A 12469-nucleotide genomic window follows, 5' to 3' on the forward strand; every position below is an offset into this window, starting at 1 on the left:
GTGAAATGGTGAAGGCTGGCCGGTACGGGTCTCCGTTCCGGCCGAGGCAAGCGAGGCAGCGATGAAGAAGCTCGACGAAGCGTCAGCCGTGCACATGCAGTCGATCGGGGGCAATGCGGCGACCGCCGCGAAACCCACGACGATCGCTGACGCGCGCCGCGCGGCGAGCGAACACGGCCTCTACCGGCCCGACCGCGAGCACGACGCCTGCGGCGTCGGCTTCGTCGCGCGCATGAACGGCGAGAAGTCGCACGAGATCGTCGCCAACGGCCTCAAGATCCTCGAGAACCTCACCCATCGCGGCGCGGTCGGGGCCGACCCGCTGATGGGCGACGGCGCCGGCATGCTGGTGCAGATCCCGCACGCCTTCTTCAAGGAAGAATGCGCGGCCCTCGGCTTCGACCTGCCGGAGCCCGGCGAATATGCCGTCGGCTTCCTGTTCATGCCGCAGGACGCCGCCCGCCGCGACCGCTTCGAAGAGATCATCGAGAAGGTGATCGCCGACGAGGGCCAGGTGCTGCTCGGCTGGCGCGACGTGCCGGTCGACAACTCGTGCCTGTCGAAGGCCCCCGACATCGTCGCCACCGAGCCGGTGCACCGCCAGGTGTTCATCGGCCGCGGCGGCGCGACGGTCTCCGGCGCCGCCTTCGAGCGGCGGCTGTTCCTGCTGCGCAAGGTGATCTCGAACGAGATCTTCGCCGAGTTCGGCGCCGAGGATTCCGGCTTTTATGCCGTGTCGATGTCGACGACCACCATCGTCTACAAGGGCATGTTCCTCGCCTACCAGCTGGGCGCCTATTACAAGGACCTGACCGACCCGCGCTTCGTGTCGGCGCTCGCCCTCGTGCACCAGCGCTTCTCGACCAACACCTTCCCGTCGTGGAAGCTCGCCCACCCGTACCGGATGGTCGCGCACAACGGCGAGATCAACACCCTGCGCGGCAACGTCAACTGGATGGCCGCGCGCCAGGCTTCGGTGGAATCCGACCTCTTCGGCGCGGAGATCTCCAAGCTCTGGCCGATCTCCTACGAGGGCCAGTCCGACACCGCCTGCTTCGACAACGCGCTCGAGTTTCTCGTGCAGGGCGGCTACGAGCTTTCCCATGCCGCGATGATGCTGATCCCCGAGGCCTGGGCGGGCAACCCGCTCATGGACGAGGAGCGGCGCGCCTTCTACGAGTACCACGCCGCCCTGATGGAGCCGTGGGACGGCCCGGCCGCCGTCGCCTTCACCGACGGTCGCCAGATCGGCGCCACCCTCGACCGCAACGGCCTGCGCCCCGCCCGCTACCTCGTCACCGACGACGGCCTCGTCGTCATGGCGTCGGAAGCCGGCACCCTGCACATTCCCGAGGAGAAGATCGTCCGCAAGTGGCGGCTGCAGCCAGGCCGCATGCTGCTGATCGACCTCGAGGAAGGCCGCATCATCTCCGACGAGGAGGTGAAGAAGCGCCTCGCCGAGGCGAACCCCTACAAGGAATGGCTCGAGAAGACCCAGATCGTGCTCGAGGACATGCCGCCGGTGTCGGTGTCGTCGGTGATCTCGAACGAGACGCTGCTCGATCGCCAGCAGGCCTTCGGCTACACCCAGGAAGACCTCAAGCTGCTGATGGCGCCGATGGCGACCACCGGGCAGGAGGCGATCGGCTCCATGGGCACCGACACGCCGATCTCGGCGCTGTCGGACAAGGCCAAGCTGCTCTACACCTACTTCAAGCAGAACTTCGCGCAGGTCACCAACCCGCCGATCGACCCGATCCGCGAGGAGCTGGTGATGTCGCTGGTGTCCTTCATCGGACCCCGGCCGAACATCCTCGACCTCAAGGGCACCTCGACCAAGAAGCGGCTGGAGGTGCGCCAGCCGATCCTCACCAACGACGACCTCGACAAGATCCGGATGATCGGCGACATCGCCGAGAACCAGTTCCAGGCGAAGACGCTCGACATCACCTTCGACGTGAAGCGTGGTCCGGACGGCATGAAGGCGGCCCTCGACGCGCTGTGCCAGCGCGCCGAGGAGGCCGTGCGCGCGAAGTACAACATCATCATCCTGTCCGACCGGCTGGTGAGCCGCACCCGCGTGCCGATCCCGGCGCTGCTCGCCACCGCCGGCGTGCACAACCACCTGATCCGCAAGGGCCTCAGGACCTCGGTCGGCCTCGTCGTCGAGACCGGCGAGCCGCGCGAGGTGCACCATTTCTGCGTGCTGGCCGGCTACGGCGCCGAGGCGATCAACCCCTACCTCGCCTTCGACACGCTGCTCGCCATGAAGAGCCAGTTCCCCGAAGAGGTCGACGAGACCGAGATCGTCTATCGCTACATCAAGTCGATCGACAAGGGCATCCTCAAGGTCATGTCCAAGATGGGCATCTCGACCTACCAGTCCTATTGCGGCGCCCAGATCTTCGACGCGGTCGGCCTCGCCTCGTCGATCATCGACCAGTACTTCTTCGGCACCGCGACCACGATCGAGGGCGCCGGCATCCGCGACATCGCGCAGGAATCGCTCGCCCGTCATGCCGCGGCGTTCGGCGACGATCCGGTGCTGGCGCGCAGCCTCGAGGTCGGCGGCGAATACGCCTATCGCCTGCGCGGCGAGAGCCACATCTGGACCCCCGACATCGTCGCGGACCTGCAGCACGCCGTCCGCAGCGAACTGCCGGAAAAGTACCGCGACTATGCGAAGGCGGTGAACGACGAGGTCGGCCGCTATTCGGTGCGCGGCCAGTTCCGCATCAAGTCGGCCGAGGAGGCCGGCCGCCAGCCGGTGCCGCTCGAGGAGGTCGAGGACGCCGCGACCATCGTGCGGCGCTTCTCCACCGGCGCGATGTCGTTCGGCTCGATCAGCCGCGAGGCGCACGAGACGCTCGCGATCGCCATGAACCGGATCGGCGGCAAGTCGAACACCGGCGAGGGCGGCGAGGAGGCGGAACGCTTCGAGCCGCTGCCGAACGGCGATTCGAAGCGCTCGGCGATCAAGCAGGTCGCCTCGGGCCGCTTCGGCGTCACCGCGCACTATCTCGTCAACTCGTCGATGATGCAGATCAAGGTGGCGCAAGGGGCCAAGCCCGGCGAGGGCGGCCAGCTACCCGGCCACAAGGTCGACGCGGTCATCGCCAAGGTCCGCCATTCGACCCCGGGCGTCGGCCTGATCTCGCCGCCGCCGCACCATGACATCTACTCGATCGAGGATCTCGCCCAGCTGATCTTCGACCTGAAGAACGTCAACCCGGATGCCGACGTGTCGGTGAAGCTCGTCTCGGAAGTCGGCGTCGGCACGGTCGCCGCCGGCGTCGCCAAGGCGCGCGCCGACCACATCACCATCGCCGGCTACGACGGCGGCACCGGCGCCTCGCCGCTGACCTCGCTGAAGCACGCCGGCAGCCCGTGGGAGATGGGCCTCGCCGAGACGCACCAGACCCTGGTGCTGAACGGCCTGCGCAGCCGCGTCTGCCTGCAGGTCGACGGCGGCCTGCGCACCGGGCGCGACGTCGTCATCGGCGCGCTGCTCGGCGCCGACGACTTCGGCTTCGCCACCGCGCCGCTGATCGCCGCCGGCTGCCTGATGATGCGCAAGTGCCACCTCAACACCTGCCCCGTCGGCATCGCGACCCAGGACCCGGTGCTGCGCAAGCGCTTCAAGGGCACCCCGGAGCACGTCATCAGCTTCTTCTTCTTCGTCGCCGAGGAAGTGCGCGAGCTGATGGCCGCGATGGGCTACCGCACCGTCGACGAGATGGTCGGCCAGTCCGACATGCTCGCCGCCGCCCCGAAGGGCCGCAGCGACAAGGTGAAGGGCCTCGACTTCTCGAAGATCTTCTACAAGCCCGACGCCCCCGCCGACGCGATCCGCTGGACGCGCCGCCAGGAGCACCCGATCGCCGACGTGCTCGACCGCAAGCTGATCGCCGAGGCGGCGCCGGCGCTGGAGCGCGGCGAGCGGGTGGTGATCGAGACCAGGATCTCCAGCGTCGACCGCACCGCCGGCGCGATGCTGTCGGGCGAGGTCGCCAAGCGCTACGGCCAGGAAGGCCTCGACGACGACACCATCACCGTGAAGCTGACCGGCACCGCCGGCCAGGTCTTCGCCGGCTTCCTCGCCCGCGGCATCACGCTCGACCTCGTCGGCGAGGCGAACGACTACGTCGGCAAGGGTCTCTCGGGCGGGCGCATCATCGTGCGGCCGCCGGAAGGCACCAAGATCGTGCCCGAGGAGTCGATCATCGTCGGCAACACGGTGCTCTACGGCGCGACCGAGGGCGAAGCCTACTTCCGCGGCGTCGCCGGCGAACGCTTCGCCGTGCGCAATTCGGGCGCCGTCACGGTGGTCGAGGGCTGCGGCGACCACGGCTGCGAATACATGACCGGCGGCCTCGTCGTCGTGCTCGGCCAGACCGGGCGCAACTTCGCGGCCGGCATGTCGGGCGGCGTCGCCTATGTCCTCGACGAGGACCGCACCTTCAAGGCGCGCTGCAACATGTCGATGGTCGACCTCGAGCCGGTGCCCGAGGAAGAGGATCTCTTGGAGAAGCTGCACCACCACGGCGGTGACCTGCAGTTCAAGGGCCGCGTCGACGTGTCCTCGGACATGACGCGGCACGACGACGAGCGCCTCCGGGCGCTGATCCAGGCACATGTCCACTACACCGGCTCGACCCGGGGCAAGGACATCCTGGAGCATTGGGAAGCGTTCCGGCCGAAGTTCGTGAAGGTGATGCCGGTCGAGTACCGGCGCGCACTGCGCGAGATGGAGCGGATGCGCATGGGCATGGCGGCGGAATGAGGTCGAGACGACATGGGTAAGGTTACGGGTTTCCTCGAAGTAGACCGGCAGGAACAGAAGTACCAGCCGGCTTCCGACCGCATCCGCCACTATCGTGAGTTCACGATCCCGCTGTCCTCGCAGGAGGTGCAGCGCCAGGCGTCGCGTTGCATGGACTGTGGCATCCCCTATTGCCACGGTCCCACCGGCTGCCCGGTGCACAACCAGATCCCGGACTGGAACGACCTCGTCTACCAGGGCGACTGGGAGGAGGCCGCGCGCAACCTGCATTCGACCAACAACTTCCCGGAGTTCACCGGCCGCATCTGCCCCGCCCCGTGCGAGGAAGCCTGCACGCTGAACCTCGAGGACGTGCCGGTCACCATCAAGACGGTGGAGCAGGCGATCGCCGACCGGGCGTGGGACAACGGCTGGATCACCCCGCAGGTCGCCGCCGTGAAGACCGGCAAGCGCGTCGGCGTCATCGGCTCGGGCCCGGCGGGTCTCGCCGCGGCGCAGCAGCTCGCGCGCGCCGGCCACGAGGTGCACCTCTACGAGCGTGAGCCGAAGGCCGGCGGGCTGATGCGCTACGGCATCCCCGACTTCAAGATGGAGAAGCACTACATCGACCGCCGCGTGAACCAGATGATGGCCGAGGGCGTGCAGTTCCACTTCGGCGTCAACGTCGGCGTCACCACCAGCCTCGCCGAGATCGTCGACGCCAACGACGCGGTGCTGATCGCCGGCGGCTCGGAAAAGCCGCGCGATCCGGGCATGTCCGGCCTCGACCTCGCCGGCGTGCACTATGCGATGCCGTTCCTCGTGCAGCAGAACCGCCGCGTCGGCGGCGAGGACGTCAGCCACGAGGAGCCGATCCTCGCCAACGCCAAGCACGTCGTCGTCATCGGCGGCGGCGACACCGCGTCGGACTGCGTCGGCACCTCGTTCCGCCAGGGCGCCGTCTCGGTGACGCAGATGGACATCCGTCCGATGCCGCCGGTGAAGGAGGACAAGCTGACGGTGTGGCCGTACTGGCCGACCAAGTTCCGCACCTCGTCCAGCCAGGCCGAGGGCGCGGCGCGCGAGTTCGCCGCCGCGACGCTCGGCGTCGTCGGCAACAACAAGGGCAAGGTCACCGGCGTTCTCTGCGCCCGGGTCGACGAGCGCCGCCGCCCGATCGCGGGCGCCGAGTTCACGATCCGCGCCGACCTCGTCCTGATCGCCATCGGCTTCTCCGGCCCGCGCGAGGACACCTTCCTCGCCGAGGTCGGCCCGATGCTGGTGCGCGACAAGCGCGGCAACGTCGGCGCCAACACCGAGGACTACAAGACCTCGATCGACAAGGTCTTCGCCGCCGGCGACATCCGCCGCGGCCAGTCGCTGGTCGTCTGGGCGATCCGCGAAGGCCGCCAGGCCGCCGCCGCCATCGACGAGTACCTGACCGGCGAGACCAAGCTGCCGCGCTGAGGCCGGCAAGGCGACGGATTGACGGCCCCGCTGATCGGCGGGGCCGTTTTCGTTTGAGGGCGCTGGCTTTACCGTGTGGCCTCCCCCCTCCCTGTTCCTCCCCCGCTGCGCAGGAGAGGGGACGAAGGAGGCCAGGGCGCCTAAATCAGCAGCGCTTCGACCCGGCGCAGTCTCGGTTTTGCGAAAGCCCTCTCGCCCATCGTCCCCTCTCCTGCGCAGCGGGGGAGGGACAGTGAGGGGGCCGCCCCACGGCACGGCCATCACCCGCGCTTGGAATCCCCCGCCGCTCCGCTAAGCTCCGCCCGCGGCGAGGACATCGGCCGAATCGGACGGGAGCAGGACGTGACGCGATCGACGGCGACGACGACACCCCCGGCCAGCCGGCGCGGCCTGCGGACGGCAGCGGTGATCGTCGCCCTGCCCCTGCTCGCCGCCGCCGCCTGCATGCAGCCGATCCAGACCGAGTTCGACACGGTCGACTACGGCCCCTACGAGGTGCGCTACGAGCGCAACATGTGCCACGTCGGCTTCCCGCGCCTCACCTCGAAGGGACCGCGGATCGTCAATGCCACCGAGTTCCGCATGACGGTGGCGACGCGCGGCGCCCTCAGCGCCGCCTTCCGCTTCTCCTGCCCGCCCGTCGGGCCGATGGGCAACACCGCCTGCAAGGTGACGCGCGAGACCTATCCCGATCCGCACAACGATCCCGGCCTCGGCTGCCCGCTGTGGGAGGATTTCCGCCTGCTGCCCGTCGGCCAGCCGCCGATCCTCGTCGACGAACCGCCGCCGCCGCGCGGGGCCGGGCCGATCATCCGGCACACCACGACGACGATCCCACCCGTCGTCGGCCGCTGATCGCGACCGGACAGCGTCAGTTGGTGGCGCGCCGCGCGTCGTCGATCCGGCCGGGCACCGGCTCAAGCGGCAGGCCCTCCACCATCAGCCGGTAGAGCGCCGTCCCCTCGCGCGGCGCCGGCCCCGGGACGGCGCCGGCGAGCGCCTCGTCCGGACCGGCGGTCGGGTCGTTCAGCGACATCACCAGCCCCTCGACCGTGCCCGGCGCCTCCGGCAGCGGCGCCGCCGCGCCGCCGAGCCAGGCGCGCAGCTCCTGCTCGGCATAGAAGGCGAGCTTGCGCTGGCCCGAGGTGGTGAAGTGGATGCCGTCGGCGAGCCTGAGCCGGCGCACCTGGCCGGCGAGATCCGGCCCCGAGGCGGCGAAATCGCCGATGTCGTCGGCAAAGGCGTTCCAGACGTCGACATAGGTCGACCCGGCCGCCTCGACCTCCTGCCGGATCATCTCGTCGAGATAGGCGAAATCGGCGGTGAGGCCGCGGTTGCCGACCGGCACCAGCCCGACCCAGTAAAGCGGCGCCCCGCCGGAGGTGCCGGCCGCCACCACGGCCCGGATGCGGGCCCGGTAGGCGGTCTCCCACGCGGCCTCGCGGAACTCGAGCGCCGTCTCGCCGATCCGGATCGTCTGGCGGTCGTTCATGCCCATCAGCACGACCACGGCGTCGGGCCGGCGCGCGGCGTCCCCGGCGGGCGGGGCCTCCGCGGCGACGGCCGGCGGCGCCGGCGGCGGCGCCATCAGCGCGGCGAGGTCCTGCGGCCAGTCCTTGAAGTCGTCGCGCACGAGGCCGGACGATCCGGCGCTCTCGTCGGCGATGCGCAGCTCGGGCGTGTCGGCGAAGGCGACGTCGAGGCCCTTGGCGAGATTGGCGGCGAGCGAATCGCCGACCACCGCGACGATGCGGGCGTCGGCGTTCTTGTCCGGCGGCGGCGGCGCCGGCGGGGCGACGACGCGGGCGGTCGAGCCACCGCTGCGCTTTGCGGGGTTGCGCAGCGCCCGCGGCGCGGCAGGCGCCGGTGGCGGCTGCACCACGACACTGGGACCGCGCCGCTGCGGCTCACGCCGCTGGAAAAGCCGCAGGAAGAACGGCACGTCGTCGGCCTGGGCGACGACGATCGGCCCGGCCGGCCGGGCCGGCTCCGCCGACGCCATCGGCGCGGTTGAGACCGCCGCGGCGAGGACGAGGCCGGCGACAAGGGCGCGGAAACGGATCATCGAGCCACCTTCACCCGGCTTGGGACGACGCTGCCCCCGCCGAGTGTCGCAAGTCCGGCCGCGCCTGTCACCTCTCGTCGGCGATCGCTCACCGCGCGCGGAGGTGCTGCAGTAGCTTGTCGCTCGGATAGCCGTCCGGGGTGAGCCCGGTGGCGACTTGGAAGGCACGGATGCTTTCCACCGTGCCCGAGCCGATCTTGCCGTCGATGGCGCCGACCTCGTAGCCCCGCCGCGCGAGATGGCTCTGCAGTTCGCGCCGCTCGTCGGCCGAAAGGCTGCGGTCATCACGCGGCCAGGCGGCCTGGAACGGGCCGCCGCCGGCGAGCCGGTCGCCGAGGTGGCCGACGCCGAGCGCATAGGCGTTGGCGTTGTTGTAGCGCTTGATGACCGAGAAGTTCTTCAGCATCAGGAAGGCCGGGCCGTTGGCGCCCGCCGGCAGCAGCAGCAGCGCCTCGTCGCCGGGGCGCGGGAAGCCGGCGCCGTTGGCGCGGGTGACGCCGAGCGACTGCCAGTCGGCGACGGCGAGCCGGCGGTTGGCGCGCGCAAAGTCGAAGCCGCGCGGCAGCCGCACCTCGTAGCCCCACGCCTCGCCGCTGCGCCAGCCCATCTTGGCGAGGTAGTTCGCCGTGGAGCCGAGCGCGTCGGGGATCGAGGTCCAGATGTTGCGCTTGCCGTCGCCGTCGTAGTCGACCGCATAGGCCTCGTAGGTGGTGGGAATGAACTGGGTATGCCCCATCGCCCCGGCCCAGGAGCCGGAGAAATGCTGCGGGTCGACGTCGCCGCGCTCCAGGATGTGCAGCGCGGCGATGAGCTGGGTGCGGCCGTACTTCGCGCGCTTGTTGCCGCGATAGGCGAGCGTCGCCAGCGAGCGCACCACGCTCTTCACGATCTTCGGGTTCTGCAGCACCGCGCCGTAGGAACTCTCCATGCCCCAGATCGCGACGACATACTGGCGCGGCACGCCGTAGGTCGCCTCGATCCGGTCGAGCAGGCTCTTGTGCTCGGCCAGCATCTTGCGGCCGTTCTCGAGCCGCGCCTCGGAGACGGCGCCGTCGAGGTAGGACCAGATCGGCTTGACGAACTCGGCCTGGTTCGAGGCCTTGTCGAGGATGTCGGGATCGGGCGTCACGCCGGCGAACGCCCGCTGGAAGGTGCGGCGCGAGACGCCCGCGGCTTCCGCCTCCGGCCAGAGCCGCTCGACGAAGCTGGCAAAGTCGGACGGCACCGGCGTGTTCGGGTTGACATAGGCGGTCGCCACCGGCGGCAGCGCGGCCGTGGTCTCGGGCGCATAGCCGACGGGGAGGTCGAGCGCCGAACAGGCCGGCAGCAGGGCAGCCACGGCGGCGGCCAGCAGGACGGCACGGGCTTTATGGACGGCATTCATGGCACGGCAGGCATTCATGGGTCGGCATCCGGTCGAGGCGGCCGCACGACGGCCTCTCCCGCGAGGAAGCAGAGCGCCGATGGCCGGATGAACAGGACGCGGCCGGGCAGCATGGCCGGTCCGCTTGTCATCGATTGAACGGCGACCAGGGTTAATGTCGGATGAACCGGACCATGAAGCTTTTCGTGACCGGGGGCGCCGCCGCCATGCCGCTGCATCAGCGCAGCGAGGCGCCGGGTTGTTCACCGCGGGGCTCGTGCACGACAACGAAAGAGCAACCACCTTCAGTCATCATACGCCCCGGCAGGAATCGAGGCGGCAACCTGGAGCGATGCGGGCGGCGGTCCGATAACTGCGGCGCGACGTCCGACGAGTGCGGCGGCCGCTGGAACCACCGTGCCGGTTTCGAGTTTCTGATCGAGACCCCGATCCGGATCACAAGGCCGGGAAGCTGGAGTGAATAATGAAAAGCAAAGTGCGCAAGGCCGTCTTCCCCGTCGCCGGTCTCGGAACGCGGTTCCTGCCGGCGACCAAGGCCGTGCCGAAAGAAATGATGACGATCGTCGATCGCCCGGCGCTGCAATATGTGGTGGACGAGGCGAAGGCGGCCGGCATCGAGCACTTCATCTTCGTCACGGGCCGCGGCAAGGCGGTGATCGAGGACCATTTCGACGTTGCCTATGAGCTCGAGCAGACGCTGGAAGCCCGCTCGAAGACCGCTGCGATCGACCTCCTGAAGCGCGACCTCCCCATCGCCGGCTCGGTCAGTTTCACCCGCCAGCAGGCACCGCTCGGCCTCGGCCACGCGGTCTGGTGTGCGCGCGACATCGTCGGCGACGAGCCCTTCGCGGTGCTGCTGCCCGACATGCTGATGAAGCACCACACGCCGTGCCTGAAGAGCATGGTGGAGGCCTTCGAGCGCACCGGCTCCAACATCATTTCCGTCGAGGAATGCGATCCGGCGATGGCACACCAGTACGGCATCGTCGGCGTCGGCAAGACCCTCGCCGAGGACACCTTCGAGGTGACGGCGATGATCGAGAAGCCGAAGGATCCGCCGTCGAACCTCTTCATCTCGGGCCGCTACATCCTGCAGCCGAAGATCTTCGAACTGCTGTCGGACCAGGAAAAGGGCGCCGGCGGCGAGATCCAGCTCACCGATTCGATGCTGCGCCTGATGGAAACCAACCCCTTCGTCGGCGTCCGCTTCCGCGGCACCACCTACGACACCGGCACCAAGCTCGGCTTCCTGCAGGCGAACATCGCCTACGCGCTCGACCGCACCGACATCCACCCGAACATCGCGGAAGAACTCTCCTCGATCATCGCCGCCGGGTGAGGCGGCTCCCCTGCCCGCTCAGCGCCGCAGCGTGAGACCCGCCTCGATGCGGGTCTCGCGGCTGTCGTCGCCGGCCTCGCTCGAATTGCTGCGTTCGTGCCGGACCGTCGTGGTCAGCTCGAGCGAGCGGTTGAGCCGCCAGGCGGTGCCGGCCGACAGCGACCAGCCGTCGACGGTGCGATCGATGCCGGCATAGTCCTGCCGCGTCAGCCCGGCGCCGAGCGTGAAGGTGACGTTCGGGCGGAACAGGTAGGAGAGTTCCCAGTCGAGCGACGAGACCACCGAGCCCGACGCACCCGAGAGGGTGGTCGGCGCGAAGCTGGTGTCGGCCGAGAGCGACAGCGTGACGAGTTCGGTAGGTCGCCAGGCGAGCGAGCCGTCGACGAGGAAGCCGCGCAGGTCGGCGAGCGACGCGTCGTCGAAGCGCTCCACCGCATAGCCGGCGGCGAGTTCGCCGGCGACGAGGCCGGTGTCGACGGCGACGCCGCCCTTGATCTCCCAGCCCGCGCCGTCGCGCGACACGCCGGCGTCGTCGCGGTCGTAGTAGCGCCGGAACAGGCCGCCCTCGACGAAGGGCATGATCGCCGCGCCGCTGTCGAGCGACAGCCTGAGCGAGCCGGCCACCGCGGTATTGGTGCGCGCCGCCGAATCGAAATCCGCCGACGCGCCGTAGATGCTGCGATCGACCGAACCCTTCAGCGCCATCCCGATCAGCCCGGCGTTGCGGGTGAAGCCGGCGGTGCCGCTCAGCACCTCGATCGTCGGCGCGGAACTCGACCCGGCCGGCACGTCGTCGCTGGAAAGGTCTTCGGCGCGGATCGAATAGCCGGCGCCGAGATCGATGCGGTCGACCTCGGTGAGGTCGATGCGGCCCTCGACGTCGGTGCCGAACGAGGGATCCTCGCTGAGCCCGCCGGAGAGATATTCCGTGAAGCCGCCGCGGATCGACAGCGCCAGGGCGTGCCGCTCCCAGGCGCTGCGCAGAGCGACGCTGGCGTCGGTGGCGACGAAGCTCGCCGGTTCGCCGTCCGACGCCCCCGTGCCGTTGTCGGTGTGGACGATGCGGCTGGACACCTCCGGCGCGATCACGAACGAGCCGAGCCGCAGCCCGAGCGGCGCATAGGGATCGGCGTCGGCGGGGTCTTCGGCAAAGCTGCGCAGGGTGTCGACGCGCCCCGCCGGGCGCACGGCGCTCTGCACCGGCCGGACGACGGAGTTCGGCGGCGCGGCATTGAGCGTGCCGCGCAGCGGCAGCGCCAGCGGCGCGGCGACCGCCGCCGGGTCGGTGGTGACGACGCTGCCCGAAGCCGCGGCGTCCGTCAGCGATCCCGCCTCCTGCGCAGCCGCCGGCAGCCCCGGCCCGAGGGCGGCGAGGCCGGCACAGAGGATGACGACGGAGCGGCGGGCGCGGGCCATGGGGCCTCTCGGCCCGGGGCGCGTGGCCGGCGGGCG

General features: G+C 69.9%; 7 protein-coding genes. 4 read left to right on the forward strand and 3 right to left on the reverse strand.

The genetic code is table 11. The features are described 5' to 3' along the window. Nucleotides 1-61 precede the first annotated feature (61 nt). The 3 genes from gltB to I5731_RS16620 all read left to right on the forward strand — a co-directional run bounded on the left by gltB (nucleotide 62) and on the right by I5731_RS16620 (nucleotide 7084). Nucleotides 62-4783 (forward strand): glutamate synthase large subunit, encoded by a 4722-nt coding sequence (gene gltB, locus I5731_RS16610; protein ID WP_407941849.1) that lies wholly within the window; start codon nucleotides 62-64, stop codon nucleotides 4781-4783. 12 nt (nucleotides 4784-4795) lie between these two features. Further along, nucleotides 4796-6229, forward strand: a complete 1434-nt coding sequence (locus tag I5731_RS16615) for a glutamate synthase subunit beta (RefSeq protein WP_197312524.1) — start codon at nucleotides 4796-4798, stop codon at nucleotides 6227-6229. 342 nt (nucleotides 6230-6571) lie between these two features. Then, entirely contained in the window at nucleotides 6572-7084 is a 513-nt protein-coding gene (locus I5731_RS16620) for a hypothetical protein (RefSeq protein ID WP_197312525.1), read from the forward strand. Between the two features lie 16 nt (nucleotides 7085-7100). Here I5731_RS16620 and I5731_RS16625 read toward each other — a convergent pair whose 3' ends face one another. Together I5731_RS16625 and I5731_RS16630 are read right to left on the reverse strand one after the other, a co-directional pair. Further along, nucleotides 7101-8294, reverse strand: a complete 1194-nt coding sequence (locus I5731_RS16625; RefSeq protein ID WP_197312526.1) for an SGNH/GDSL hydrolase family protein — start codon at nucleotides 8292-8294, stop codon at nucleotides 7101-7103. Nucleotides 8295-8382: 88 nt separating this feature from the next. After that, nucleotides 8383-9678 carry a lytic murein transglycosylase gene (locus I5731_RS16630; protein WP_197312527.1) on the reverse strand — a complete coding sequence of 432 codons (1296 nt, stop codon included), beginning with the start codon at nucleotides 9676-9678 and terminating at the stop codon, nucleotides 8383-8385. Between the two features lie 463 nt (nucleotides 9679-10141). On the opposite strand from I5731_RS16630, the gene I5731_RS16635 reads away from it, so the two are divergent. Further along, nucleotides 10142-11017, forward strand: a complete 876-nt coding sequence (locus I5731_RS16635; RefSeq protein ID WP_197312528.1) for a UTP--glucose-1-phosphate uridylyltransferase — start codon at nucleotides 10142-10144, stop codon at nucleotides 11015-11017. 18 nt (nucleotides 11018-11035) lie between these two features. Here I5731_RS16635 and I5731_RS16640 read toward each other — a convergent pair whose 3' ends face one another. Continuing rightward, nucleotides 11036-12433, reverse strand: coding sequence for an outer membrane beta-barrel protein (locus I5731_RS16640; protein ID WP_197312529.1), 1398 nt, complete (start codon nucleotides 12431-12433; stop codon nucleotides 11036-11038). Between the last annotated feature and the right edge of the window lie 36 nt (nucleotides 12434-12469).

The organism is Methylobrevis albus (genome assembly GCF_015904235.1).
Taxonomy (GTDB): domain Bacteria; phylum Pseudomonadota; class Alphaproteobacteria; order Rhizobiales; family Pleomorphomonadaceae; genus Methylobrevis_A; species Methylobrevis_A albus.

Coding starts and splice junctions, on each gene's coding strand:
- gltB (WP_407941849.1), top strand. CDS start 62: ATGAAGAAGCTCGACGAAGCGTCAGCCGTGCACATGCAGTCGATCGGG.
- I5731_RS16615 (WP_197312524.1), top strand. CDS start 4,796: ATGGGTAAGGTTACGGGTTTCCTCGAAGTAGACCGGCAGGAACAGAAG.
- I5731_RS16625 (WP_197312526.1), bottom strand. CDS start 8,294: ATGATCCGTTTCCGCGCCCTTGTCGCCGGCCTCGTCCTCGCCGCGGCG.
- I5731_RS16630 (WP_197312527.1), bottom strand. CDS start 9,678: ATGAATGCCGTCCATAAAGCCCGTGCCGTCCTGCTGGCCGCCGCCGTG.
- I5731_RS16635 (WP_197312528.1), top strand. CDS start 10,142: ATGAAAAGCAAAGTGCGCAAGGCCGTCTTCCCCGTCGCCGGTCTCGGA.
- I5731_RS16640 (WP_197312529.1), bottom strand. CDS start 12,433: ATGGCCCGCGCCCGCCGCTCCGTCGTCATCCTCTGTGCCGGCCTCGCC.